Genomic DNA, 26,141 nt, shown 5'->3' with positions numbered 1-26,141 from the left:
GGAGGACGGACTATGGCAAATGTATCCACCGCCGCCGGCACGCGAAGCCGCGGCATGACGCGAGAAGAGAAGAAGGTCATCTTCGCCTCTTCTCTCGGTACTGTGTTCGAATGGTATGATTTCTATCTCTACGGGTCGCTGGCCGCCTTTATCGGCGCCAACTTCTTCACGCAGTATCCGGAAGCGACGCGCAACATCTTCACCCTGCTTGCGTTCGCCGCCGGCTTCCTGGTGCGCCCGTTCGGTGCGTTGGTTTTCGGCCGCATCGGCGATCTCGTCGGGCGCAAATACACCTTCCTCGTCACCATCCTGATCATGGGCATGTCGACCTTCCTTGTCGGCCTGCTGCCGGGTGCCGCCACGATCGGCATCGCCGCGCCCATCATCCTGATCGTGCTGCGCATGCTGCAGGGCCTGGCGCTCGGTGGCGAGTACGGCGGTGCCGCGACCTACGTCGCCGAACACGCGCCGGACGACCGTCGCGGCTACTACACGTCGTGGATCCAGACGACGGCGACGCTCGGACTGTTCCTGTCACTGATCATCATCCTGGTCATCCAGGCCATGATGAGCAAGGAGGCCTTCGCCGCGTGGGGCTGGCGCATTCCGTTCCTCCTGTCTTTCGTGCTGCTCGGCATCTCGGTCTGGATCCGGCTTTCGCTGAACGAATCGCCGACATTCCAGCGCATGAAGGATGAAGGCAAGGGCTCCAAGGCGCCATTGTCGGAAGCCTTCGGCCAGTGGAAGAACGCCAGGATCGCGCTGCTGGCACTGCTCGGCCTTACCGCCGGCCAGGCCGTCGTGTGGTACTCCGGCCAATTCTACGCGCTGTTCTTCCTGGCCAACGTGCTCAAGGTCGACGCTCAATCCGTCAACATCATGATCGCCATCTCGCTGGCGCTTGGCACGTCCTTCTTCGTCGTGTTCGGCTGGCTGTCCGACAAGATCGGTCGCAAGCCGATCATCATGGCCGGTCTGGCACTGGCGATCGTCACCTACTTCCCGTTGTTCAAGGCATTGACCTGGGCCGCCAACCCGGCGCTGGCCAGCGCGCAGCAGAATGTGCGTGCAACCATCACGGCAGCGCCCGGCGACTGCAATTTCCAGTTCAAGCTGACGGGTACGGAGAAGTTCACGTCGTCCTGCGACATCGCCACGGACTTCCTGGCGAAAAGCTCGGTACCGTACGATATCGTAGCGACGGCCGCGCCTGGCACCGTTGCAACGGTCAAGATCGGAGACGAGACCGTCGAGTCCTATGACGCGGTCGCCGCCGGGGCGGATGCCGCGGCAAAGAACGCGGCCCTGGCCAAGGGCATCAACATCGCACTCCAGGACGGCGGTTATCCGCTCGTCCGCGATCCGGCGAAGGTGGTCGATGCGAAGCTCGATGCGCTGGTCGCGGCCAATCCGAAACTGGCGCTCGACGCGGCAGCGATCCGTGCCGGTGAGAAGGCCACGGTGCCCGTCGAACAGGCGATCAAGGACAAGCTGATCACCGCGGAGGAAGCCGCCGGCGCCACCGAAGTGACCGTTTACACGGTGCCCGGGGCAGGCGCCTTCAAGATGGTCGCGGACCCGGCCGCGGTGAACTGGCCGATGGTCATCGCCATCCTGTTCGTGCTGGTCATCTACGTGACCATGGTTTACGGGCCGATTGCCGCGATCCTGGTCGAGATGTTCCCGACCCGCATCCGCTACACCGGCATGTCGCTGCCCTATCACATCGGCAACGGCTGGTTCGGCGGCCTGCTCCCGGCGACGGTGTTCGCCATGAGCGCGGCCAAGGGCGATATCTACTATGGCCTCTGGTATCCGATCGTGGTCGCAGCCATGTCGTTGGTCATCGGCATGATCTTCGTCAAGGATACGCTCGGCACCGATCTGCACGCCAAGGACTGATCGAGCGGCTGACATTTCGGCACCCGGCGCGGCGACGCGCCGGGTGTTTCTTATTGCAATTCAGGCTTCGGGAGCGAAGGCCGGTCAGGCGGCGCTGACGAACTGCGATTGTCCAGGGATCGCGATTGTCGCGCCCTGCGGCACGGCGCGTATCTGCAGCGGCTGTGCGCGGCCGCGGATGTCGACGTCACGGAGTTCGAAGGCGGAAAGATCGAGGCCGGCCAGACGCACCACCTGTTCGGAGACGACAACCGACGCGTTCAATTCCTTAGCGATCATCTCGAGCCGGCTGGCGACGTTGACGGTGTCACCGATGGCGGTGACGTTCATCACCTCGCGGTAGCCCATCGCACCGACGATCGCAGGGCCGGCATGGATGCCGATCGCCACTCGTAGCGGAGCGTTGATCTCGCCGGCGAGTTCCTCGTTGAGGCGGCCGAGATCCTCGAGGATCGCCGCCGCAGCCGCCAGCGCCTGGCGGCAGGCCTCGACATTGCTGGTTTCCACACCGAACAGCGCCATGGCGCCGTCGCCGATGAACTTGTCCATCCTGCCGCCGGCCTGTTCGACGGCTTTGCCGACCATGGCGAAATAGCGGTTGAGCAGGAAGACGATGTCGAAAGGCAGCCGGTGGTCGGCGAGCGCGGTGAAGCTGCGGATGTCGCAGAACAGGATGGCGATCTCGCGTTCACGGCCGGGCGTCGCCGGCTGGCTGGCCAGCATCAGTGCGCGGCGGCGGTCCGGGATGAGCAGCGGCGTGACGCTGAGGTCGTCCGTCGGGCGCAACTGGCAGGCCAGCCGCACGTCAGGTTCGGCGCCGATCCTCGCCAGCGTCGCCCGTTCGACGGGTTGGATGGCGGGCAAGTCCGCAAGTCCTTCGGAAACCTTGATCCGGCAGGTCGAGCAGCGTCCCTTGCCGCCGCATACCGCATAGTGCGGGATGCCGCCGATGCGGCTCGCCTCCAGCACGCTGTGGCCCTTGGCGACGCGGACGACATTACCGTCGGAATACCGGATCTCGACGAGATTGCGGCGTTCGCGCCGCATGCGCAGCACGCGCAACGCCAGAACCGCGACAAGCATTGCGACGAAGGACAGGTAAATCGCCCGCAGGAGGAGTTCCTTCATTCGAAGGCCGTTCTCGATGACGGACTGGTCGACAGGAGGTGGCACTCGGTCGATCAATCCGACGGCCCTGCCGCCATCGGCGAAGCCCAGCAAGGCCAGCACCGGAACCAGCACAGCGGCAACGAGTAACCAGGGGGCAGCCCGAGGATACCCCTGACGGTAGCGCAGCCAGAAATAGAGGCCTAGGCAGCCATGCACCCAGATCACGATCGTGGCGACCACCTGTTTGAGACCGATGATCGGGGTGTCGATCCACAGCGCCCGCAGGACGAATTGGTAGTCGTCTTCGACGCCGGTCAGGTTGTGGAAAACACGCGTTCCGATAACGTGTTCGGCCACCAGCAACGGAATGGCGAGGCCGAAAAGAACCTGGATAGCCTCGCGGACCGGCATCACCAGCGACCGGCGGCGATACAGGGCCAGCAAAACCAGGACAAGATGAACGATCAGGGCACCATAGAGGATCAGTGTGCCGAGCGGATTTCGCCAGATCAGCAGGAACCATGGACGCGCGGCCTCCGCCGCGGGGAGCGAGACAAGCAGGAGTGCGTGGTTGAGAAGATGCATGGTGACGAACACCATGAGCACGATCCCCGAAACCAGCCTGGCTGTCCGCAGGTTCTTGTCGGACAGCAACCCTTCGCGCGGAGCCTGCGACAATTGCGGTGTGGCCATGTCCGGCCCCTTAGCTCCCTGCGGTGCAAGCCGGCAGGAGATTCTGCCGTTTCGACCAGTAAGCGCCAGCCGCGACATTAGGTCAATCCGCGGTTACCCTCAGTGAAGCCGGGGTACAAGACATCGAGCCCGCGCCAATCCGTCCCCCTTTCGCAACTGCGAAAAAACCTGTATGAGCGCGCCAACGAAATTGGGTGCCATCGTTTTGCGCCCTGAATCTCCCGAGTGAAAACATGAATCTCCGCAATATTGCGATCATCGCACACGTCGACCATGGGAAAACCACCCTTGTCGACCAGCTTCTCAGGCAATCCGGCTCCTTTCGCGACAATCAGCGTGTCGCCGAGCGGGCAATGGATTCCAACGACCTCGAAAAAGAGCGTGGCATCACCATTCTCGCCAAGGCGACTTCGGTCGACTGGAAGGATACCCGTATCAACATCGTCGACACGCCGGGCCACGCCGATTTTGGCGGCGAGGTCGAGCGCATCCTGTCGATGGTGGATTCCGCCATCGTGCTGGTCGATGCCGCCGAAGGACCGATGCCGCAGACCAAGTTCGTGGTCGGCAAGGCGTTGAAAGTTGGCTTGCGACCGATCGTCGTTATCAACAAGATCGACCGGCCCGATGCGCGCCATGTCGAGGTGGTCAACGAGGTGTTCGACCTGTTCGCGGCGCTGGACGCCAACGACGAGCAGCTCGATTTCCCCATTCTTTATGGCTCCGGCCGTGATGGCTGGGTGTCCGAAAATCCCGAAGGTCCGAAGGACCAGGGTCTGGCCCCGCTGTTCGATCTGGTCTTGAAGCACGTGCCGGCGCCGACCGTTCATCCAGGCCCGTTCCGCATGATCGGCACCATCCTGGAGGCGAATCCGTTTCTTGGCCGCATCATCACCGGCCGCATCGAGAGCGGCTCGATAAAGCCAAACCAGGCGGTGAAGGTACTTCACCATGACGGTTCGCTGCTCGAGAGCGGCCGCATTTCGAAAATCCTGGCCTTTCGGGGCCTCGAACGCCAGCCGATCGAAGACGCCCATGCGGGTGACATCGTCGCCATCGCCGGCCTGCAGAAAGGCACCGTTGCCGACACGTTCTGCGACCCGTCGGTGACCGAACCGCTGCACGCGCAGCCGATCGATCCGCCGACCGTAACGATGTCCTTCATCGTCAACGACAGTCCGCTCGCCGGTACCGAAGGCGACAAGGTGACCAGCCGCGTCATCCGCGACCGCCTACTGCGCGAAGCCGAGGGCAACGTCGCTCTGAAGATCGAGGAATCCGCCGACAAGGATTCGTTCTACGTGTCCGGCCGCGGTGAATTGCAGCTTGCGGTGCTGATCGAGACGATGCGCCGCGAAGGTTTTGAAATCGCCGTCTCGCGGCCGCGCGTCGTCATGCAGAAGGGCGAGAATGGCGAATTGCTGGAGCCCGTCGAAGAGGTCGTGATCGACGTCGATGAGGAGCATGCCGGCGTCGTCGTGCAGAAGATGTCGGAGCGCAAGGCCGAGATGGTCGAGTTGCGCCCCTCGGGCGGCAATCGCCAGCGCATCGTGTTCCACGCACCGACGCGCGGCCTGATCGGCTATCAGTCGGAGCTTCTGACCGACACGCGCGGCACCGCGGTGATGAACCGCCTGTTCCACGCTTACGAGCCGTATAAAGGCGAGTTGCCCGGCCGCAGTAACGGCGTCCTGATCTCCAACGAGCAGGGTGAATCGGTGGCCTTTGCGATGTGGAATCTGGAGGACCGGGGCCCGATGGTGATCGATGCCGGCGTCAAGGTCTACCAGGGCATGATCATCGGCATCCATACCCGCGACAACGATCTCGAGGTCAATGTGCTGAAGGGCAAGAAGCTGACCAACATCCGCGCCGCCGGCAAGGACGAGGCCGTTCGCCTGACGCCTCCGGTCCGGATGACGCTGGAACGCGCGCTGGCCTGGATCCAGGACGACGAACTGGTCGAAGTAACGCCGAAGACCATCCGTCTCAGGAAGCTCTATCTCGATCCAAACGAGCGCAAGCGCTTCGAGAAGCAGAAAACCGCCGGAGCGGCCTGACCGGCGCTTCGCCATCCGGACTCGGCGCGTTATATGCTCCCGCAGCGAGGAGCATGCATGCCGAGCCGGACCTACCAGCTTTTTGCCGAGGCCATGACGGCGCGCAAGCCGGTCGTCCTGATGTATGACGGCCATCCGCGCGCCATCTGCCCGATCATCCTCGGTCACTCCGGCGGCGAGGAGAAGGCGCTGACCTTCCAGTTCGACGGGACGGGAAGCCAGGGGCCGGTGCGCGGCGCCTGGCGTTGCCTGGAACTGGCCAAGGTGACGCGGGCCGAGCTCGCCGACGGGCCGTGGCGTTCTGGCGAGAGCCACAGCCAGCCACAAGGCTGCGTCAAGGATGTCGACCTCGACGTCAACCCGGACAGTCCCTACGACCCGAAGCGGCGGCTTCGCAGATAGCTGCCCGCCAGATGACCTCCGCGTCGGCTTCATCCGCAAAGTCGAGCCTTACCCGCCCGCCATCACGGCACCGCCTGTTCAGCGCGCCTGACGCCGATATGCGGCCGGCTTGCGCCATCGCGGCGATGCGGTTGCGGGACAGGCCGAGCTCAGCGGCCAGAAGCCGATCGAGACGCAGTGAGATCGGCACCGGTACGTCCAGCGCTATTTCCAGCGATGGTACGTGCACGGGTGCTTCACCGAGCAATGTCTTCGGCACCGTCACCTCGGCGAATTCCTCGATCCGATGCACCGATTTGCCTAGGGCTGCGAGGTCGAAGGCAAAGCGGCGGACCAGGTTGGCGTCGTTCGCTTCGAGTGCGGCAAGTACCGCCGGTTCGAAATCACGTGCAGCGCGGCGCTCTATCACCGCATGGTTCCAGGTGCCGTCGCACGCCATGCATTTGTAAACCAGCCAGGCGTCGAGGCGCTTGCCGTTGGCGTTGAGGCGAAATTTGCCGCTGCAACGAAACGGTCTTGGTTCGCCGCAGCGGCTGCAGGAGCGCCAGGGTTGAGGGTAGATGGATGGAGTGACGGTCCAGAGGACCGAGAGTGCACGCGACATGCCGGGGCTTCCCATGGGAAGTCCGTCGAAGCGGCGATGTGCGAGGCGCCCCTTTACGAGGCTCGGCGTGGCGGTGGCGGGAAAAACTCAGGCGGATAGGCGCCTGGAATCGCATGGCTTCGGGCTCGGCCAAACCGGTCTCGAACCGCCACGCGACGAACGCAATTCCAAAACGGCGGTGCATTCGCACTGCCTTGCGAAAATCAGGTGGAACTGGCGAGACCGGCGGTTACGATGGCAAAGCAGTGGTCCGGAAAATTGAAGCCGCCCATCTTTTAGCGATGGAGGGCAAGTCCGGCAAGCGTGGAGGCCACGCCTCGACGGAGCACGTCGTTTGTGGCAAAACGCAACTTCATGGGAGGTGTCGCCACCGTGGAACTCACTTCATTGCTCATCTTCGCCGGCGCTCTGCTGGTTGCCGCCGGCTCGCCGGGTCCGTCGATCGCCGCTCTTGTAGCGCGCGTCATTTCCAAGGGCTGGCGCGACGTGCTGCCGTTTCTGGCGGCGATGTGGATCGGCGAAGCGATCTGGCTGTCGCTGGCGGTGTTCGGGCTGGCCTTCGTGGCGCAGAGCTTCCACTACGCCTTCGTCGCCCTGAAATGGGCGGGCGTGGCCTATCTCGTCTATCTCGCCTGGAAGATGTGGACCGCGCCGGTCACGGTGGCGGACGGGGCGTTGCCCGAGAAGGATTCGCCGGCAAAGCTTTTCTTCGCCGGCATGGCCGTTACGCTCGGAAACCCGAAGATCATGATGTTCTACCTGGCGCTCCTGCCGACCATCATCGACCTCGGCTCGGTCACCGTGCTCGGCTGGGCCGAACTGACGGTAACGATGGTGCTGGTGCTGATCGCGGTCGACCTGGCCTGGATCATCGCCGCCGCGCAGGCGCGGCGGCTCTTGAAAAGCGCCCGCGCCATGAAGATAGCCAACCGGATCAGCGCCGCGACGATGGGCGGCGCGGCGGCGGCGATCGCGGCGCGGTCCTGAGCCTACCGCGCCATTGCGTGATATTCGCCGTTCGGCCGCATGTCGATCGCAGCGGCGACGCGATTCGACATGTTGAAGAACGCGGCTGTCGAGGCGATGTCCCAGATATCGCGATCGGAGAAACCCGCATCGCGCAGCGTTGCGCGGTCGGCCTCTTCGATCTTTGCCGGGGTTTCCGTCAGCTTGACGGCGAAATCCAGCATCGCCTTCTGCCTGGGCGGAAGGTCGGCGGCGCGATAATTCATCACCATCATCTCGCCCAGCGCCGGTTCGCCCGAAAGTTGCCTCACTGCCGCGCCATGAGCGGTCAGGCAATAGTAGCAGTGATTCACGGAGGAGACGGCGACCGCGATCATCTCGCGTTCCAGTTTGGAAAGACCTGAATCACCCAGCATCAGATCGTTGTACATGTCGGTGAATGCACGCAGCTTCTTTTCGTCGAAGGCGTAGGAGAGAAGCACGTTGGGAATGAGTCCGAGCTTCTCCCGGCATTTGTCGAAATAGGCCTTTGTGGCGTCGCTCAAATCGCCGGCCGGAGCCAAATCCAATGCGGTTACCTTCTCGCTCACCCGTCATCTCCTCTTCATCTGAAATTTGCACAGTCGCGCGTTGATCGCGTGTCGCCAAACCCGGTTTGTCTGATACGATAACTGCAAAAGCATACGGCGGGAGGGATAAACGCCATGGCTGCCAGAAAATCCATCAAATCCGTGAAGACCGCACTAAAGGCTCCGGAAGCCAAAGGCGACCACGGCTTTGCCGAAACCCTGCTGGCGCGGGCACCGGCCGAGGATGTTTCGACGTATCAGAGCGGTGTGCTCGACAAGGCGGCGGAGTTTGCCAAACGCGCTGTCGCCCGCCACCGCAAGGGCGAAAGCGTCGTGGCTATCGATTCGGGCGCCGGTGTCGAACGCGCGGGACGACCGGTGACGATCATCACCGTCGTCAACGACAACATGCCCTTCCTGTTCGATTCCATTCTCGGCGAGATCACGGAGACAGCCGGCGAGCCGACGCTTGTGCTGCATCCGGTGGTGCTGGTGAAGCACGGCAAGGCCGGCGTCAGCGAAATCCTCGGCGATGCGGGGCAGGCCAAGGGCGATCACGCCGCGGATCGGGTCAGCGTGATCCAGGTGCATGTCGGGCCGCTGTCGGAGGATGCAGCAGCCGGTCTAAGCCAGAGGCTGCAGCGAATCCTGTCGCAGGTGCGCGCCGCCGTTGCCGACTGGAAGCCAATGCTCGCCCGCCTCGACCAGGCCATTTCGGAATTCCGCTACGCGCCGGTGCCGCTCGACAAGGACCATGTCAACGAGGCGATCGCCTTCCTGGAGTGGCTGCGCGACGACAATTTCACCTTCCTTGGTATGCGCGAGTTCAAGTATTCAGGCGGGGAGAAGAGCGGCAACCTCGAGCGCGCCGAAAAACCCGGCCTGGGCATCCTCGACGATCCGGATGTGCTGGTCCTGCGGCGCGGCACCGAGGCGGTGACGACGACGCCGGAGATCCGCGCGTTCCTGCATGGGCCGGAGCCGCTCATCGTCACCAAGGCAAATGCCAAGTCGGTCGTGCACCGGCGTATCTACCTCGATTACATCGGGGTCAAAACCTATGACAAGAAGGGCAAGCTCGCGGGCGAATTGCGCATCGTCGGCCTTTTCACCTCCACGGCCTATACGCGGTCGCTGCTCAAGATCCCTTACCTGCGTTCCAAGGCGCAAACCGTCATTGCCAAATCCGGGTTCAATCCGGGCGATCATTCGGGCAAGGCACTTATCAATGTGCTGGAATCCTATCCGCGCGACGAGCTGTTCCAGGTCGCCGTGCCGACGCTCAGGAAACATGCCGAGGCGATCCTGGCTCTCGGCGAGCGGCCGCGCGTCAGGGCACTGGTGCGCGCCGACCAGTTCGATCGTTTCGTTTCCGTCCTCGTGTTCGTACCGCGCGACCGCTACGATTCCATCGTGCGCGAACGCATCGGCGATTTCCTGAAGAAGAGCTTCGACGGGCGCCTGTCGGCCTATTATCCGGCCTTTCCGGAAGGCAGCCTCGCCAGGGTGCATTTCATCATCGGGCGCTCGGGTGGCAAGACGCCGAAGGTCGACCAGCAGATGCTGGAGGCCGGCATCCGCGATATCGTGCGCACCTGGGAGGACGGGCTGCGCGAAGCCGCGGCAGGCGCCGGCGCCGACAGTGCGCTTGCCGGGATCGCGGGCCGTTTTCCGGAAAGCTATCGCGGCAGTTTCACGCCAGCCGAGGCGCTGAACGACGCCCGTGAGATCGCGTCGCTGGACGCCGGCAATCCAATCGCCATCGACTACTACCGGCAGCCGGATCAGCGTCCGGAGCAGGCGGCGCTGAAGATCTATCATTTCGGGACTCCGGTCGCGCTTTCGCGGCGCGTGCCGATCCTCGAGAACATCGGCTTCCGGGTCATCAGCGAGCGCACCTTTGAAGTCGGCGATCCGGATGGCGACACGGTTTTCGTGCACGACATGGAGCTGGAAAACGCCTTCGGGGAACCGATCGATCTCGCCGATGGGGGCGAGCTCTTCGAAGAGGTGTTCCTTTCGGTCTGGCGCGGCGATCGCGACAATGACGGCTACAATGCCCTGGCGCAGACCGCTTCGATGCGGTCGAGCGAAATCGGCATCCTGCGCGCCTACGGCCGCTATCTGCAGCAAGCCGGCATTCCGCAGAGCCAGGATTTCATCGCAGCCGCCTTGAACCGCTATCCGGAAATCGCGCGGGCGCTGTTCACGCTGTTCATCACGCGCTTCGATCCGGCGCATCAGAAAGAGGCCGACGTCACCGCGAAACATCTGAAGGCCAAGATCAAGGACGAACTCGACGCGGTCCCCAGCATCGACGACGACACCATCATCCGCCGCTACCTCAATCTCATCGAATCGTCACTGCGCACCAATCATTTTGCGCCGGCGACGAAGTCCGAGGGCCGCTCGCTGGCGATCAAGCTCGATTCGCGCAAGATCGACGGGCTGCCGGAGCCGAAACCCTGGCGCGAGATTTTCGTATACGGTCCGGAAGTCGAAGGTGTGCATCTGCGCTTCGGGCCGGTTGCCCGCGGTGGCTTGCGCTGGTCGGACCGGGCGCAGGACTACCGCACCGAGGTGCTCGGCCTGGTCAAAGCGCAGCAGGTCAAGAACGCTGTCATCGTGCCGGTTGGCGCCAAGGGCGGCTTCTTCCCGAAACGCCTGCCCGCCGGTGGCAGTCGCGACGCGGTGTTCGCAGCCGGTACCAAGGCCTATGTGAACTTCGTCTCCAGCCTGTTGTCGATCACCGACAATCTCGACGGCGACAAGGTCGTCCCGCCAGCCAATGTCGTCCGCCGCGACACCGACGATCCCTATTTCGTCGTTGCCGCCGACAAGGGCACGGCGACGTTTTCGGATACGGCCAACAGTATCAGCCAGGCGCATGATTTCTGGCTGGACGACGCCTTCGCGTCGGGCGGCTCCGCCGGCTACGACCACAAGAAGATGGGCATTACCGCCAAGGGTGCCTGGGAGGCGGTGAAACGCCATTTCCGCGAAATCAACCGGGATATCCAGACGACGCCATTCACGGTCGTCGGCGTCGGCGACATGTCGGGCGACGTGTTCGGCAACGGCATGTTGCTCTCCGAGCAGACGCGGCTGATTGCCGCCTTCGACCACCGCGATATCTTCATCGATCCGGATCCGGATATCGCGGCCTCGATGGCCGAACGGCGACGCATGTTCGACCTGCCGCGCTCTTCCTGGCAGGATTACGACAAGACGAAGCTGTCGGCTGGCGGCATTATCGTGTCGCGTGCCCTGAAATCGATCACGCTGCCGGCGGCGGCTGCCGCCGCGATTGGCCTGTCGAAGACGGCGGCCTCGCCGGCCGAGATCATGAACGCCATCCTCAAGGCGCCGGTCGACCTGATGTGGTTCGGCGGCATCGGCACCTATGTGCGCGCCACCGGCGAGAGCAACCAGGAAGTCGGCGACCGCGCCAATGACGGCATCCGGGTGACCGCCGCCGAACTGCGCGTCAAGGTGATCGGCGAGGGCGCCAATCTCGGCGTCACCCAGCGTGCCCGCATCGAATTCGGCATGCTCGGCGGTGCCTGCAATTCCGACGCCATCGACAATTCCGGCGGCGTCAATTCGTCGGACGTCGAAGTCAACATCAAGATCGCGCTGGCGTCGGCGATGCGCAAGGGCTCCCTGACGCGTCCCGCGCGCAACAAGCTGCTGGCCGAGATGACCGACGAGGTCGGCTCCCTGGTCCTCTCCAACAACTACCAGCAGACCCTGGCGCTCTCGCTCGCCCGCAAGCGCGGCATTGGCGACCTGCCTCACCAGGCGCGCTTCATGGCGGCGCTGGAAGCACGCGGCCTGCTCGATCGCGCGGTGGAAACGCTGCCGTCGCCGCAGGCGCTGGCTGAACGCCAGGTGCGCGGCGAGCCGCTGACGCGCGCCGAACTCGGCGTGCTGCTCGCCTATGCCAAGATCGTGCTGTTCAGCGACATCATCGCGAGCAATGTGCCCGACGATCCGCATTTCGACCGGGACCTGCTGGGCTATTTCCCCGACCGCATGGCGAAGAAGTATCAGGCGGAGATCGAGGGGCATCGGCTGCGCCGCGAGATCATCGCGCGCGTGCTTTCAAACGACCTGATCAATCGCGGTGGACCGGCGTTCGTGAGCCGGCTGCAGGACAGCACCGGCCGCGATGCCGGCGACGTGGTGCGTGCCTTCACCGTGGTGCGCGACGGCTTCGGTCTTGCCAGCGTCTATGCCGACATCGACGCGCTGGACAACAAGGTAGACGGACAGGCACAGCTCGATTTCTATCAGACCGCCGGTCGGTTGATTTCCGCCGCCACGGCATGGCTCCTCAAGAACGACCGCGGCGATGCACCGCTTGGAACCCGCATCATTGAACTGCGCGAGGCACGCAAGGTTCTGGAGCCGAAGATAGGAAGCTTGCTGCCAACCTTCATGAAGGAAAAACTGGACGAACGCCGCGAGGCCTTTTTCCGGGCGGGAGCGCCGGAACGATTGGCCGAACAATTGGCCGCGCTGACGGTTGCCGAACTGTTGCCGGACATCGCCTTGGTGGCCCGCAGCGCTGGCGCCGATCTCGTACAGTCGGCGAGAGCCTTCTTTGGCGTCAGTGATGCCTTCCGCATTCCGCGCATCGAGGACGCGGCGCGCTCGATTACGCCGGCCGATTATTATGACGGGCTTGCGCTTTCGCGCGCCATCGACATGATCGGTGCGGCGCGTCGGGGCATCGCGACATCGGCGCTCGCCGGCTATGGCAAGCAGGCCGATCCGGTTGCCGCCTGGCTGGAGGCCGGAGGCGAGCGTATCGCCCGCACCCGCGAGCGGCTGCAGGCACTGACGGAAGGCGGCGATATTACCGTGTCGCGGCTGTCGGTGGCATCGGGATTGATGAGCGACCTGACCGGCCAGTAGACGCTGGCGGCATTCGCGGAGGGGACATGGCTGAAGTGAATGGTGCGGTAGCCGCCGCAGGCACGGAGCGCGCGCCGCGCAGCGGCATCTGGGGCTGGATGCTGTTCGACTGGGCGGCGCAGCCATTCTTCACGGTCGTCACCACCTTCATATTCGGTCCTTATTTTGTGTCGCGCATGGCCAGCGACCCGGCCATGGGACAGGCGGCATGGGGCTACGGCATCGCAGCCGCCGGCTTCATCATCGCGATCCTGTCACCAGTGCTGGGGTCGATCGCGGACCAGACCGGGCCGCGCAAGCCATGGATTGCCGTCTTCGCGGCGATCAAGATATTCAGCCTGTGCATGCTCTGGTACGCGGCACCGGGATCGAGTTTGTTCTGGGCGGTAGGGTTCTTCTCGCTGGCCTCGATCGCGGCTGAGTTCTCGACTGTCTTCAACGATTCCATGATGCCTCGATTGGTCTCGAAACCCGAGATCGGCAAGATTTCCAACATCGCCTGGGGCTTGGGTTATCTCGGCGGCATGATCGCGCTGATCTTTGTCGTCACCATGCTGGCCGGGTCGCCGGAAACGGGCAAGACGATCATCGGCGCCGATCCGCTTTTCGGACTCGATCCCAAGCTTGGCGAGGATGCACGGGCGACCGGTCCGCTGTCGGCGCTGTGGTATTTTGTCTTCATCCTGCCGATGTTTTTCTTCACACCCGACGGCAAGAAGGGCAGCCCGATAGGCCCGGCCGTGCGGGAGGGTCTCGCCGAGCTGAAATCGACGCTGGGGGAAGTGCGGCAGCGCAGCGGTGTATTGCGCTTCCTGATTGCGCGCATGATCTACCAGGACGGGGTCAACGCGCTGCTCGGCCTCGGCGGCGTGTTCGCGGCGGCGATGTTCGGCTGGTCGATCACCGAAATCGGAGTGTTCGGGATCATCCTCAATGTCGTTGCGATTTTTGGTTGCCTTGCCGCGAGCCGGCTCGACACCGGACTTGGCTCCAAGGTGGTGGTGATGATCGCGCTGGTGCTGCTGATTGTTGCCACGATTGGTATCGTCTCGACCGGACCCGGCTTCACGCTGTTCGGCGGGCTGATGCTGCCGGGCGCCGACACGGGTGGCTTGTTCGGAACACCGGCCGAAAAGGCCTACATCGCCTTCGGCCTGCTGATCGGACTGGCCTTTGGTCCGGTGCAGGCATCATCGCGCTCGTATCTGGCGCGCAGCGTAACGGCGGACGAGGCGGGGCGTTACTTCGGGATTTACGCGCTCGCCGGGCGGGCGACGAGCTTCACGGCGCCTTTTCTGGTCGCGACAGTCACCGCGCTCAGCGGTTCGCCACGTCTCGGCATGGCGATGATCCTGCTGTTCCTGCTTGGCGGCATGGCGGTGCTGTGGCTGACGCCTTATCCGGCGGACAGGGTGGAAGATTGAAGCGCATTTCCCTCCCCGTTTTCGGGGAGAAGCGCGTTCAATGCCGGAAATGCCTCACCCCGGTGAACACCATCGCGATGCCATGTTCGTCGGCGGCAGCGATCACCTCGTCGTCGCGCATCGAACCGCCGGGCTGGATGACAGCGGTGGCACCGGCTTCGATGGCTGAAAGCAGGCCGTCGGCGAACGGAAAGAACGCGTCGGACGCCACCACCGAGCCTTTGGTCAGGGATTCAGCAAGACCGGCAGCTTCAGCGGCGTCCTGCGCCTTGCGCGCTGCGATGCGCGAGGAGTCGACACGGCTCATCTGGCCGGCGCCGATGCCGACGGTCGCGCCATCCCGGACGTAGACGATGGCGTTCGACTTGACGTGCTTGGTGATGCGGAAGGCGAATTTCAGGTCTGCCAGTTCCTGGTCCGTGGGAGCCCGCTTCGTCACCACTTTCAGCTCCAGCCCGTCGACCACGGCGTTGTCGCGCGATTGCACAAGCAGGCCGCCGGCAACCGACTTGACCGCGACGCCCGGAGAGCGTGGATCCGGCAGTCCGCCCGTCACCAGAAGGCGAAGATTCTTCTTGGCGGCGATGACCGCCTGCGCTTCCGCGGTCGCGTCGGGCGCGATGATCACTTCGGTGAAGGTCTTGACGATCTCCTCGGCCGCGTCGGCGTCGAGGGTGCGGTTCACGGCGACGATGCCGCCGAAGGCCGACACGGGATCGCAGGCCAGCGCCTTTGCATAGGCCTCCTTCAGCGTCGCCGCCTCGCCGACGCCGCACGGGTTGGCATGTTTGATGATGGCCACGGCGGCACTTGTCTCGGGATTGAATTCACCGACGAGCTCGAAGGCGGCGTCGGTGTCGTTGATGTTGTTGTAGGAGAGCTGCTTGCCCTGCAGCTGGCGCGCGGTCGCGACGCCGGGCCGCTTGTCGCCGTTGACATAGAACCCAGCGGACTGATGCGGATTTTCACCGTAGCGCATCACTGTCTCCAGCCTGCCGCCGAAGGCGCGCCATGCGGGTTCCTCGATCTTCAACGCCTCGGCGAACCAGCCTGAGATTGCTGCATCATAGGCGGCGGTGCGCGCGAACGCCTTGGCCGCCAGCTTTCTCCTGAAATCGAGTGATAGCGATCCGGTGTTCAATTCGAGCGCGTTGAGCACCGCTGCGTAGTCGTCCGGGTCGGTGACGATGGCGACATAGGCGTGGTTCTTCGCGGATGCCCGCACCATGGCGGGGCCGCCGATGTCGATGTTTTCGACGATCGAAGGATAGTCGCCACCCGAGAAGCGGACGTCCTCGAACGGGTAGAGATTGACGACGACGAGGTCGATGCCCTCGATGCCGTGGGCATGCATGGCGGCGACATGTTCGGGATCATCACGCACGGCAAGCAGGCCGCCATGCACCGCCGGGTGCAGGGTCTTGACCCGGCCATCCATGATTTCGGGAAAGCCGGTTACCTCGGAAACGTCGGTCACGGCAATGCCGGCTGCCGCGATGGCCTTTGCCGAGCCTCCGGTGGAGATCAGCGTGACGCCCATTTCCTGGAGCGACCTGGCGAATTCCACCAGTCCCGTCTTGTCGGAAACCGAAAGCAGGGCGCGGCGGATCGGCAACAGGTCGGGCGCGGGGATTTTCTTGGACACGACGGCCATGCGGGTCTCCGAAGACGGCAACTGAGAAACAGGCCGCGCCGTAACACAGGGCTGGGCGGAATCAAACCGGCGTGTCGCCGAAAATCGTCCGCGTGCTGTGGGAGGCCTCGGGCCGAGGTGGTTCCACGACGCGCGTTCGCGTCAATTGCCAGGCGATCTCGGGGATTTCGGAAGCCTTGAATGAGAGCGTGATCTGGCTGGTCCGGCGCGGCCCGCCGAGGCCGGCAAAGAAGATGGATTCCTCGATGTCGGCAGGCATTGCGTCACATGAAAACGCCCAGCTGTCGGCGCCGCCCGCGGCGAGCACCAGACGGCCCTGCCCGTCGCGGTACAGCTGGGTTTCGGGATGAATGTGGAAACGCAAGGTAACGAGATCGCGGCCATTGCTCCTCGGCGTCTCACCACCGGCACGGAAGAAACGATCGACGCCTTCAAGCAGGTTGCCGCCGTCGGAAAGCGTCAGTTCGCGCTCGTGGAAGAGACCGAAACGGGAGACATATCCATCGTGGCTGGCGACGAAACCCTGCGTGCCGTCAGCATCGGTCCGCTGGCTGGGGACATGGCGCGGCCCGGCAACCAGGGGCGTGCGCAGCAGGCCGTTGACGCGTGCGGAGTGGGAGAAGCGCGCCGACGAAGTGTCGTTCAGCGTTGCGGTTGAATGCGCGGCGGTGGCGCGCGCCAGCGGCCGGAAATCATCGGCGCCGAAATCGTCGACGCCGGCGTTGACGACATAGTGCTGGCGGCCGGAAGACAGTTCGAAGGACAGGCAGCCGGCATGGGCGTGGCCCGATACATCTGGCGGCGGCACCATGCCGGTGTCGGCGATCACCGTCGTACCGCCCATCGAAAGCCGCTCGTAACCCGAATGGGGAGCGTGCAGAAGCGGCGCGCCGGCGGTGTCGTCATGGCGCAGCACGGCAGCGATGCGGTCCTGGATCGTGGCGCCCATGCCGTTGAAGCGGGCGAGGCTGCCGTCCTGATGGCGGAAGAAACGCAATGCCGGCAGCATGCGCTCGATGGCGCCGATCAGCGCTTCGGGAGGCGTTTCGCCCTGATTGGCGTATGTGTGGCGGAGCGGCAGAAGATCGGCCAGCAGCTCGAGCACGACAAGCGGGTTGCGTGAGATATGCCCGCCATCGGGCAGAATCTGCCGGTCGAGTTCCTCGGCGAGATTGCGTGTCGCGCTGCGGATCGCCGAGCCTGGCGCCGGCAGCGACAAAGCGGCAAAGGCAAGCGCGATGCGGCCGCGCAGCCGCTCGCTGCCGTCAGGCATCTCCGGCGCCATCGAGCGCAGATAGCGTATCTGCACCGCCAATGAGCGCAGGAACGTCCGGTAGAAGGGAAACTCGGCCCCCTGCAGCACGACGGAGGAATGCTGCAGCCAGGCTATGATGCGCCGTGCCGTCGTCGCCGGGTCCCAGGCCGTGCCGGAGATTTTTCCGCCATGCGTGGCGATCCAGTCGGAAACCAGCGCGCGGGCATTGGCGGCGGCAAGCTCGGTACCGGCCGCACGCATGTGGCGCAGCCAGCGGAAGCCGTGCAGCGCCTTCAGCCAGCCGCGATGTACGACCGGCATCTGGAACGGCGACTGGCCTCCGGTCTCGACCAGGTGGCCGGCGAGCGGAAAACGGCCGTAGTAGATTTCGAGCGCGATCTGGGGATCGGCAAGCCGGAGGTCGGGCGGTGCGATGAGAACGCGTTCCGGCGTGCGGCCGGTATAACGCCAGCGATAGACCGGTCCGGCACGCAGCCTGCGGCGGGTCCGGCGCCAGACCTCCCTCGCAACAAGCGCCCAGAGGCGCGGAGCGTTGCCCGCTGCACTTGCCAAAAACCGAATCCTTGCGTCGCCACCTTCATCCTTATCCATAATTTATGGTTAGCGAATGGTTTAGAAACGCAGGCGTGGCGAACTGTTTAGCCGGCACGGCGGAAACGCGCCGCGAAAAACCCATCGAGACCGGAAATGCCCGGCCTGCCGAGATCGAGATCGGCGGGCGTGGTGCGCAGCAGGCCATTGGCGGTGAGGAACGGTGCGATGCCGTCGATCTCGCCCGCCACGATCGGGTCGAGTGTTGCAAGGGCGGTTTCGCCCAGCATCGCTTCCACCAGCGCTTCACCTTCCAGTGGATCGAGCGAGCAGTTGGAGAAGACCAGCCGACCGCCGGGTTTCACCAGCTGCAGCGCCTTGTCGAGCAGCTTGCGCTGCAGGGCGGCCAGCTTGGCGACGTCTTCCGGCGACTTGGTCCATGGCACATCGGGGTGCCGACGCACGGTTCCGGTGGATGAACAGGGCGCGTCGAGCAGAACGGCGTCGAAAAGCTCCGCCGGCTGATAATCCAGGAGATCGGCCTGGACAATTTCGGCCCGGAGGCCGAGGCGATCGAGGTTGACCGCAAGCCGGGCGAGCCGGTTCTTCGACGCGTCGACGGCGGTAACGTCCGCACCAGCCATGGCAAGTTGCGCAGTCTTGCCCCCGGGCGCGGCGCACAGGTCGGCAACGCGCAGGCCAGCGACATCGCCGAGCAGCCGGGCCGGCAGTGCCGCGGCGGCATCCTGCACCCACCAGGCGCCGTCCCCGTAACCCGGCAAATCGGCGACATTGGCGGCCAAGTGTTCGACACGCACGGTGCCGGTGGGCAAAACGATGCCGCCGAGTTTTTCGGCCCAGCCTTCCGGATCGGATTTCACGGTGAAGTCGACCGGGGCCTCGGTACGGTGCGCGGCAAGGATGGCGTGTGCCTTGTCATCGCCATAGGCAGCGGTCAGCCGCTCGATGAACCAGTCGGGGGCATCGCCGGTGGATGCCAGCATTTTCGGCAACTGATGGTCCTTGGCACGGGCAATGCCACGCAGCAGACCGTTGACCAGCCCGGCGAACCGCGCGGTGCGCGGGTCGGATTTCGCATGCGTGACCGCGAGATCGACCGCCGCGCTGTCGGGAATGTCAAGGAACAGGATTTGCGCCGCCGCGACATGCAGCAGGTGAGACAGTGAATGGGCGTTTCCCGGCAACGGCCGCTCGAGCCGGCGTGCGATCAGCTTGCCGATGGTCACCCGGAAGCGCAGCGCGGTGATGAGGATGGCGCGCACCAGCGAACGGTCGCGCATGTCGAGGGTGCGAAACTGCGGATGGCCATGCTCATGATCGGTCAACCCGTCGAGCGGCGTTTTTGCATCGATCACCGCGGCAAGCAGCTTCGCCGCCGCCTTGCGTGCCGGCAGGCCTGGGATATTCAGGTCGTTCTCCGCTTGAAGATCGGGGCCGCGGGATCTTTGCCGTTTTCCGGAAGCGTTGGCGCCGTTCACGACCTCGGGCCTTTCGGCCCGGTCGGGTTGCGGCCCCATTTGCCGGACTGGCGGGGCGGTTTGGTTTCCGCCGGCTGCTGGCCCCACGGACCGGACGGTGCCGACTGTTCCGGCGCGGGCGCTTGCGGCGCGGCTCGCGTTTCGGGCTGACGCATTCCACCACCCGTGCCGCCTGCCATCTGCTGCAGGGCGGCGATGCGGTTTTCGGTGTTGGGGTGCGTCGAGAAAAGATTGTCCATGCGCTCGCCGGAAAGTGGGTTGATGATGAAAAGATGCGCGGTTGCCGGATTGCGCTCGGCATCCGGATTGTGGATGCGTTCGACGTTGCGCGCGATCTTGTCAAGCGCCGATGCCAGCGAAAGCGGGTCGCCGGAGATTTCGGCGCCGCGGCGGTCGGCTGAATATTCGCGCGTGCGGCTGATCGCCATCTGCACCATCATCGCGGCCAGCGGCGCCACGATCATGGCGACCAGCACGCCGATGAAGCCGAGCGGATTGTTGTTTTCACGGTTGCCGCCAAAGAAAAACGCGAAGTTGCCGAGCATGGAGATGGCACCGGCAAGTGTCGCGGTGATCGTCATGGTCAGCGTGTCGCGGTTCTGCACATGGGCGAGTTCATGCGCCATGACGCCGGCGACTTCCTCGTAGTTCAGCCTTTCAAGCAGACCGGTGGTGGCGGCGACGGCGGCGTTCTCGGGATTGCGGCCGGTGGCGAACGCATTGGGCTGCGGGTTGTCGATCAGGTAGACCTTCGGCATGGGCAGCCCGGCGCGCTGCACCAGTTCGCGCACGATGCCGTAATATTCAGGCGCATTACGCTCGTCGACCTCGACGGCGTTGTGCATGCGCAGCACCATCTTGTCGGCGTTCCAGTAGCTGAACAGGTTCATGCCGGCGGCGATCAGAAACGCGATCATCATGCCGCCCGATCCACCGATCAGGTAGCCGACGCCCATGAAGAGCGCGGTCATGAAGGCCAAAAGCATGGCGGTGCGCATGATGTTCATCGTCAGCTCCGTGTTTGGGGTCGATCCGGTCCAGAACCCAGTCTATATGATGGGAAAGCGATCCCGTCCTTTCAATATTTCGAGCGATTCAATGTCTGAAGCCGAAGATCAGAACAAGGCCGAACTGAAAGTCGAGAAAAGGACTTTGACGCCAGCGGCCAGGCGCGCACTGGCGGAAGCCGAGGCCCGCCGGAAAACCTATCTGGAACAAGAGGCCAGCCTGCCGAAAGAACTCGGCGGTCGCGGCGGCAAGGAACCCGGACGCTATGGCGACTGGGAGGTGAAGGGCCTGACCAGCGATTTCTAGACCGCATGGCAGGCGGCCGGGTTCGAGCACGTGCTTCTCGGAACCAGAAGCCACCGGTGTACGTTGGTGGGAAAGTTCTTCCTCCAACATCGAAGGTGCCGCGATGCTGATCAGGCTCGGTTATGAGATTGCTATCGAGTGCCCGCAACCGATGCCGGTCATTTCACTGCTCGACGTCAATCCGGATCGCCAGCATGACATCAAGCGCCAGACCAGGGTGCTGACCTCGCCGCATGTGCCGAGCACCGTCTACGAGGATGGCTTCGGCAACGCCTGCCGGCGGTTCACGGCGCCGGAAGGCGGCTTTCGCATTCTCTACGATGCCGTGATCGACGACAGCGGCGAGACCGACGAAATCAATACGCTGGCACAGGAAACACCTATACAGGACCTGCCGCATGAAACGCTCGTTTTCCTGCTTGGCAGCCGCTACTGCGAGACCGATCATCTCGGCGATCTGGCATGGCGTCTGTTCGGCCATCTGCCGCAGGGCTGGGTGAGGGTGCAGGCTATCTGCGACTATGTCCACAACCGCCTGTCGTTTGGCTACGGCTATGCGCGGGCGACCCGCACGGCGGCGCAGGCGCATGAGGAGCGCGTCGGCGTCTGCCGCGACTTCGCGCATCTCGCCATCACACTGTGCCGCTGCATGAACATTCCGGCGCGTTACGTGAACGGCTATCTTGGCGACATCGGCGTGCCGCCGGATCCGGCGCCGATGGATTTCAACGCCTGGTTCGAGGCATTCCTCGACGGCAAATGGTATACGTTCGACGCCCGCCACAACGTCCCGCGCATCGGCAGGGTTGTCGTGGCGCGCGGCCGCGACGCCACCGACGTGCCGCTGCTGCACAGCTTTGGCGCCCACAAGCTCACCACCTTCAAGGTGTGGACGTACGAACAGGACAGCCATCCAGCTTGTCCGCCGCAGCAAGGCATCGACCGGACATTGACGACGCCGCTCATCACCTGAACCAGTAGAAGGGCTAGCTGTTGCAGGTAGTAGTCTGCCTGCGGTGGAACCCTGAGGCGAGCCAGCCCGTTCTGATGCTGTCCACACATCACGAAGGAGCCGTCGATGCGAACCGCGATCCCTGGAATTCTTAGCGCGGGGCTGCTTTTTGCGATCCCGGCATGGGCGCAGACCCAGCCGCCGCCTATTCCGCCTGAAAAATCGCTGAAGCTCTCCGAGATCATTACCAAGATCGAACAGCGGGACCAGTTCCGCTATATCGACGAGATCGACTGGGATGAAGACGGATATTATGATGTGGTCTATTACACATCTGACAAGGCCAAGGTGGAGATCAAGATCGATCCGGTCACCGGCGAACCGAGGATGTAAACTCTGCAATCCCACGGCGAGAATAAACGGGCGGCCTCGTGGGTCGCAATGATCTGGCTTGCCGCCGTCATAGCCGGGGGCATGACGATCTGGCTGTTGCTATGATTTGATGGGCACACCACGGCAAATATAGAATATCAAGGCTTGCTTAAGTACCGTGATAGGAATAAATACCTTGCATGAGTTCGAACGCATCTCGTGCAAGGTTGAGGCTCGCGGCCATCCTGGCCGTAGCGGTTTCCGTGCTGTTCGCGGGATCTGGCGAAGCCAAACGGCGCGGCAATTTTGAAGGTCCTGTCGAAGCGACAGTGCTGAACGTGCTCGATGGCGACACGTTCATGGCCGAGGCGCATGTCTGGCCGGGCCAGGTGATTGAAGTCAACATCAGGGTCCGCGGCATCGATGCGCCGGAGATGAAGAGCCGCTGTGAGGCCGAGCACGCCGCGGCACTAAAGGCGCGCAGGGCGCTTGCCGACCTGATCGGTACAAATGTTCGGATCTCCAACATAGGCAGCGCCAAATATTACGGCAGGGTGCTGGCCGACGTGGAAACACAGGCGGGTGAGTTTGTCGCCGACCAGATGCTCGAGCAGGCGCTGGTACGGCCCTACAAAGGCGGACGGCGTGCCGGTTGGTGCGATTAGAAGTACGGTCCACGATCCAAGGCCATGATCGTGGACAAAGGAAAAGGCCGCTTCCCTTTCGAGAAACGGCCTTCCGTGTTTCCGTCCATGGCGCGGCCTCTGGCTATGACCCGAAGGTCACAAGCCGCGCATCTCGCGCCTTAAAGGGAAGACTGCTTCCCGAAAGTGCAATCCGCTGAGGCCACGTTCTGGAAAACGAAATCACTCGACATCGGATCACCTCCTTTCGATCTGTTGAACACGCCCCAAACTTGGGGTGCTTCGCCCGCTTTCGCAAGTGCAAAAAAGCCACACAGGCGATCGCTCTCATGCAGGAGACGAAGAGCGGCGAGGCGATGCAGCCACCGGTTGTGCTATTGCTTCTTGCTGCAGGTGCCGTTGTTTTCTTTCGCCTGACACTCGTTGTCCAACTCGCCTGTAGTAGGCTTGGAGTCGCGTTCGACGTAATCACTAGTCGGCCATTTGCTGCAATTCGTGCAGAAATGCCAAGTGTCACTGCCATTCTTCCGACGGTATTTCATCGCTTGCTCCCCTACAATCCGGACGCCGATCGAGTCGGTCGTCCAGATTGTATCTATGCAAGCTAAAATTGCAATATTTGATTGTGTAAATCAAAGGTTGCAGGACTTACGCTTTCGCCTCTGCCTTCTTGTTCTGCCGGTTGGCGATCAGGTCGTCGACGACAGCCGGATCGGCCAGCGTCGAGGTGTCGCCGAGCGCGCCGAAATCGTCTTCGGCGATCTTGCGCAGGATACGCCGCATGATCTTGCCCGAGCGCGTCTTGGGCAGACTCGGCGCGAATTGCAGCTTGTCGGGCGAAGCGATCGCGCCGATCTCCCTGCGCACATGCGCGATCAGTTCCTTGCGCAGATCGTCGGTCCAGGTCTCGCCGGCCATCAGGGTCACGTAGCAGTAGATACCCTGGCCCTTGATGTCGTGCGGATAGCCGACGACGGCGGCCTCCGACACCTTGTCGTGCGCGACCAGCGCCGATTCGACCTCGGCCGTGCCCATGCGGTGGCCGGAAACGTTGATGACGTCGTCGACGCGGCCGGTGATCCAGTAGTAGCCGTCCTCGTCGCGGCGGCACCCGTCGCCGGTGAAGTACTTGCCCTTGTAGGTCGAAAAATAGGTCTGCACGAAGCGGTCGTGATCACCGTAGACGGTGCGCATCTGACCGGGCCAGGAGTCTATGATGCAGAGATTGCCGGAGACAGCACCCTCCAGCACGTCGCCCTTTTCATCCACCAGTTGCGGTTGCACGCCGAAGAACGGCCTCGTCGCCGAGCCGCCCTTGAGGTCGGTGGCGCCTGGCAGCGGGGTGATCATGATGCCGCCCGTCTCGGTCTGCCACCAGGTATCGACGATCGGTACCTTCTTGTTGCCGACGACGTTGAAATACCATTCCCAGGCTTCCGGGTTGATCGGCTCGCCGACGGAGCCCAGCACGCGCAGGCTCTTGCGCGAGGTCTTCTTCACGTAGCTGTCGCCGGCGCCCATCAGCGCGCGCAGCGCCGTCGGCGCGGTGTAGAAGATGTTGACCTTGTGCTTGTCGATCACTTCCCAGAAGCGCGACTGCGAAGGATAGTTGGGCACGCCCTCGAACATCAGCGTCGTCGCGCCGTTGGCCAGCGGCCCGTAAAGGATATAACTGTGGCCGGTCACCCAGCCGACATCGGCCGTGCACCAGTAGATGTCGCCGTCATGGTAGTCGAAGACATACTGGTGCGTCATCGAGACGTAGACGAGATAGCCGGCGGTGGTGTGCAGCACGCCCTTCGGCTTGCCGGTCGAGCCGGAGGTGTAGAGGATGAACAGCGGGTCTTCCGCCTTCATCTTCTCGGGCTTGCAGTCAGGTTTAACCGTGCCGATCTCGTCATGGTACCAGAGGTCGCGGCCATTGGCCCAGCCGGTCTTGCCGCCGGTGCGGCGCACCACGAGCACGTTCTTGACCATGACATGGTGCTTCGCGGCGATATCGATCGCCTTGTCGGTGTTTTCCTTGAGCGGGATCGGCTTGCCGCCGCGCAGGCCCTCGTCGGCGGTGACGACGAAGGTCGATTCGCAGTCGACGATGCGGCCGGCCAGCGCATCGGGGGAAAAACCGCCGAACACCACCGAATGGATGGCGCCGATGCGCGTGCAGGCAAGCATCGCATAGGCTGCCTCCGGGATCATCGGCATGTAGATGGTGACGCGGTCGCCTTTCTTGACGCCGTGCTTCTTCATTACATTGGCGAGCCGGCAGACATGCTCGTAGAGCTCGTTATAAGTGATCTTCTTGTCGTCGTAGGGGTTGTCGCCCTCCCAGATGATGGCGGTCTGGTTGCCGCGCTTTTTCAGGTGACGGTCGATGCAGGTCACCGAGACATTGGTCTGGCCGTCCTCATACCACTTGATCGAGACCTTGCCGTCGAACGAGGTGTTCTTGACCTTGGTGTAGGGCTTCATCCAGTCGATGCGCTTGCCGTGCTTGGCCCAGAATTTTTCCGGGTTCTTCACGCTCTCCTTGTACCATTTGAGATAGGTCTCGTTGTCGATGAGCGCGTCTTTTTTCCACGCCGGCTGGACACGGTGAACCTGGACCTCGGACATTTTCGGCACTTCCTCCCAAATTTCCAACGGCTGGCGGCTTGAAGCCGCAAACAGACGATCGCCATCGATGATTTCGCCGGCATTATTATCATTTGACCGCCGACCACAATATTAGACGTTGGATTCGCGTGGCGGCATGCCGCACTTCATGCTTGGTTTGGCCGAGCCGGATAATCAGCACTCGCTTGTGCCGGCTGCCAACATCCTGTTTTTGTTGTGGAAACGAGTTGCGGCCGACCGCATTTCAATAGACGATTAACAATCGCGGCGCACACTTCGCGACGTGGAGGAGACAACGGAGCGCTGGAGGACGGCCATGCGTGACAATGCCGAAATGGAACTGATGCTGAAGGGCTACGGCCTCACCACGGCACAAATTCTCTACCACCTGCCGGATCATCCGCATGTGCTGCAGACGTTCATCTGGCAGCACTACGACCTGGCGCCGAAGTTTCCGGCGCTCTATCGGTTCATCGATTTCTGGAAGACCAAGCTCGACGGCCCGCTGCATTCGGTCGCCTACACCCACAAGAAGCTGATCTCGCCAAACGAATGGCGCAACGTCAGCGGCGAACTGGTCCTGCACTGACGTTTGGTGAGCATCCTCGCCGGCTTCTGGCCCAAAGCAATCGC

The 26,141-nt window shown here is 63.2% G+C and carries 19 protein-coding genes; 11 read left to right on the top strand and 8 right to left on the bottom strand.

Annotation, left to right across the window (positions count from 1 at the left end):
* Positions 1-12: 12 nt before the first annotated feature.
* Positions 13-1,902: an MFS transporter gene (locus OHD58_RS03730; RefSeq protein ID WP_263801719.1), complete on the top strand. Its 1,890-nt coding sequence runs from the start codon at positions 13-15 to the stop codon at positions 1,900-1,902.
* Between the two features lie 84 nt (positions 1,903-1,986).
* Here the strand turns inward: OHD58_RS03730 and OHD58_RS03725 are convergent, their stop codons facing one another.
* Entirely contained in the window at positions 1,987-3,690 is a 1,704-nt protein-coding gene (locus OHD58_RS03725) for an adenylate/guanylate cyclase domain-containing protein (protein ID WP_412177176.1), read from the bottom strand.
* Positions 3,691-3,938: 248 nt separating this feature from the next.
* On the opposite strand from OHD58_RS03725, the gene typA reads away from it, so the two are divergent.
* Both typA and OHD58_RS03715 read left to right on the top strand, forming a co-directional pair.
* On the top strand, positions 3,939-5,765 hold the full coding sequence (gene typA, locus OHD58_RS03720) for a translational GTPase TypA (protein WP_263801717.1): 1,827 nt from the start codon (positions 3,939-3,941) through the stop codon (positions 5,763-5,765).
* Positions 5,766-5,822: 57 nt separating this feature from the next.
* The gene (locus OHD58_RS03715) at positions 5,823-6,167 is read left to right on the top strand and encodes a hypothetical protein (protein ID WP_263801716.1); all 345 of its coding nucleotides are present in this window, start codon (positions 5,823-5,825) and stop codon (positions 6,165-6,167) included.
* Here the strand turns inward: OHD58_RS03715 and OHD58_RS03710 are convergent.
* Entirely contained in the window at positions 6,121-6,771 is a 651-nt protein-coding gene (locus OHD58_RS03710; RefSeq protein WP_263801715.1) for a DUF1062 domain-containing protein, read from the bottom strand. The genes OHD58_RS03715 and OHD58_RS03710 overlap by 47 nt on opposite strands.
* A gap of 372 nt (positions 6,772-7,143) precedes the next feature.
* Here OHD58_RS03710 and OHD58_RS03705 point away from each other — a divergent pair, with 372 nt between their 5' ends.
* Entirely contained in the window at positions 7,144-7,758 is a 615-nt protein-coding gene (locus OHD58_RS03705; protein WP_263802686.1) for a LysE family translocator, read from the top strand.
* A 2-nt stretch (positions 7,759-7,760) separates the two neighbouring features.
* On the opposite strand, the gene OHD58_RS03700 is transcribed toward OHD58_RS03705, so the two are convergent.
* The gene (locus tag OHD58_RS03700) at positions 7,761-8,327 is read right to left on the bottom strand and encodes a peroxidase-related enzyme (protein WP_263801714.1); all 567 of its coding nucleotides are present in this window, start codon (positions 8,325-8,327) and stop codon (positions 7,761-7,763) included.
* 114 nt (positions 8,328-8,441) lie between these two features.
* On the opposite strand from OHD58_RS03700, the gene OHD58_RS03695 reads away from it, so the two are divergent.
* Positions 8,442-13,226: an NAD-glutamate dehydrogenase gene (locus OHD58_RS03695; protein WP_263801713.1), complete on the top strand. Its 4,785-nt coding sequence runs from the start codon at positions 8,442-8,444 to the stop codon at positions 13,224-13,226.
* A gap of 26 nt (positions 13,227-13,252) precedes the next feature.
* Positions 13,253-14,650, top strand: coding sequence for an MFS transporter (locus OHD58_RS03690; RefSeq protein WP_263801712.1), 1,398 nt, complete (start codon positions 13,253-13,255; stop codon positions 14,648-14,650).
* A gap of 37 nt (positions 14,651-14,687) precedes the next feature.
* Here the strand turns inward: OHD58_RS03690 and purH are convergent, their stop codons facing one another.
* The 4 genes from purH to htpX form a co-directional block, all read right to left on the bottom strand.
* Positions 14,688-16,304, bottom strand: coding sequence for a bifunctional phosphoribosylaminoimidazolecarboxamide formyltransferase/IMP cyclohydrolase (purH, locus tag OHD58_RS03685; protein WP_263801711.1), 1,617 nt, complete (start codon positions 16,302-16,304; stop codon positions 14,688-14,690).
* 61 nt (positions 16,305-16,365) lie between these two features.
* On the bottom strand, positions 16,366-18,132 hold the full coding sequence (locus tag OHD58_RS03680; RefSeq protein WP_263801710.1) for a heparinase II/III family protein: 1,767 nt from the start codon (positions 18,130-18,132) through the stop codon (positions 16,366-16,368).
* 86 nt (positions 18,133-18,218) lie between these two features.
* Positions 18,219-19,610: an RsmB/NOP family class I SAM-dependent RNA methyltransferase gene (locus OHD58_RS03675; protein ID WP_412177157.1), complete on the bottom strand. Its 1,392-nt coding sequence runs from the start codon at positions 19,608-19,610 to the stop codon at positions 18,219-18,221.
* A complete protein-coding gene (gene htpX, locus OHD58_RS03670; protein WP_263801708.1) occupies positions 19,607-20,617 on the bottom strand; it encodes a zinc metalloprotease HtpX in 1,011 nt (336 codons plus the stop codon). The genes OHD58_RS03675 and htpX overlap by 4 nt, the downstream gene beginning before the upstream one ends.
* Before the next feature lie 91 nt (positions 20,618-20,708).
* Here htpX and OHD58_RS03665 point away from each other — a divergent pair, with 91 nt between their 5' ends.
* The 4 genes from OHD58_RS03665 (at position 20,709) to OHD58_RS03650 (ending at position 22,913) form a co-directional block, all read left to right on the top strand.
* A complete protein-coding gene (locus tag OHD58_RS03665) occupies positions 20,709-20,924 on the top strand; it encodes a DUF1674 domain-containing protein (RefSeq protein ID WP_263802685.1) in 216 nt (71 codons plus the stop codon).
* Between the two features lie 103 nt (positions 20,925-21,027).
* Positions 21,028-21,897 (top strand): transglutaminase-like domain-containing protein, encoded by an 870-nt coding sequence (locus tag OHD58_RS03660; RefSeq protein ID WP_263801707.1) that lies wholly within the window; start codon positions 21,028-21,030, stop codon positions 21,895-21,897.
* A gap of 105 nt (positions 21,898-22,002) precedes the next feature.
* Positions 22,003-22,269, top strand: coding sequence for a PepSY domain-containing protein (locus OHD58_RS03655; protein ID WP_263801706.1), 267 nt, complete (start codon positions 22,003-22,005; stop codon positions 22,267-22,269).
* A 179-nt stretch (positions 22,270-22,448) separates the two neighbouring features.
* Positions 22,449-22,913, top strand: coding sequence for a thermonuclease family protein (locus OHD58_RS03650; RefSeq protein WP_263801705.1), 465 nt, complete (start codon positions 22,449-22,451; stop codon positions 22,911-22,913).
* 627 nt (positions 22,914-23,540) lie between these two features.
* Here OHD58_RS03650 and acs read toward each other — a convergent pair.
* Entirely contained in the window at positions 23,541-25,508 is a 1,968-nt protein-coding gene (gene acs, locus OHD58_RS03645) for an acetate--CoA ligase (protein ID WP_263801704.1), read from the bottom strand.
* A gap of 316 nt (positions 25,509-25,824) precedes the next feature.
* On the opposite strand from acs, the gene OHD58_RS03640 reads away from it, so the two are divergent.
* Positions 25,825-26,097: an usg protein gene (locus OHD58_RS03640; RefSeq protein WP_263801703.1), complete on the top strand. Its 273-nt coding sequence runs from the start codon at positions 25,825-25,827 to the stop codon at positions 26,095-26,097.
* Positions 26,098-26,141: the final 44 nt, after the last annotated feature.

It is taken from the genome of Mesorhizobium sp. ZC-5 (assembly GCF_025753855.1).
Lineage (GTDB): Bacteria > Pseudomonadota > Alphaproteobacteria > Rhizobiales > Rhizobiaceae > Neomesorhizobium.
Note: the sequence above shows the minus strand (reverse complement) of the source record. Positions and strands in the feature narration are given on the sequence as shown.

What these genes read in the sequence shown, in the direction of transcription:
- OHD58_RS03665 (WP_263802685.1), top strand. Translation starts at nt 20,709, where the DNA reads ATGTCTGAAGCCGAAGATCAGAACAAGGCCGAACTGAAAGTCGAGAAA.
- OHD58_RS03695 (WP_263801713.1), top strand. Translation starts at nt 8,442, where the DNA reads ATGGCTGCCAGAAAATCCATCAAATCCGTGAAGACCGCACTAAAGGCT.
- OHD58_RS03710 (WP_263801715.1), bottom strand. Translation starts at nt 6,771, where the DNA reads ATGTCGCGTGCACTCTCGGTCCTCTGGACCGTCACTCCATCCATCTAC.
- OHD58_RS03640 (WP_263801703.1), top strand. Translation starts at nt 25,825, where the DNA reads ATGCGTGACAATGCCGAAATGGAACTGATGCTGAAGGGCTACGGCCTC.
- htpX (WP_263801708.1), bottom strand. Translation starts at nt 20,617, where the DNA reads ATGAACATCATGCGCACCGCCATGCTTTTGGCCTTCATGACCGCGCTC.
- acs (WP_263801704.1), bottom strand. Translation starts at nt 25,508, where the DNA reads ATGTCCGAGGTCCAGGTTCACCGTGTCCAGCCGGCGTGGAAAAAAGAC.
- OHD58_RS03655 (WP_263801706.1), top strand. Translation starts at nt 22,003, where the DNA reads ATGCGAACCGCGATCCCTGGAATTCTTAGCGCGGGGCTGCTTTTTGCG.
- OHD58_RS03690 (WP_263801712.1), top strand. Translation starts at nt 13,253, where the DNA reads ATGGCTGAAGTGAATGGTGCGGTAGCCGCCGCAGGCACGGAGCGCGCG.
- OHD58_RS03660 (WP_263801707.1), top strand. Translation starts at nt 21,028, where the DNA reads ATGCTGATCAGGCTCGGTTATGAGATTGCTATCGAGTGCCCGCAACCG.
- OHD58_RS03715 (WP_263801716.1), top strand. Translation starts at nt 5,823, where the DNA reads ATGCCGAGCCGGACCTACCAGCTTTTTGCCGAGGCCATGACGGCGCGC.
- purH (WP_263801711.1), bottom strand. Translation starts at nt 16,304, where the DNA reads ATGGCCGTCGTGTCCAAGAAAATCCCCGCGCCCGACCTGTTGCCGATC.
- OHD58_RS03650 (WP_263801705.1), top strand. Translation starts at nt 22,449, where the DNA reads ATGAGTTCGAACGCATCTCGTGCAAGGTTGAGGCTCGCGGCCATCCTG.
- OHD58_RS03730 (WP_263801719.1), top strand. Translation starts at nt 13, where the DNA reads ATGGCAAATGTATCCACCGCCGCCGGCACGCGAAGCCGCGGCATGACG.
- typA (WP_263801717.1), top strand. Translation starts at nt 3,939, where the DNA reads ATGAATCTCCGCAATATTGCGATCATCGCACACGTCGACCATGGGAAA.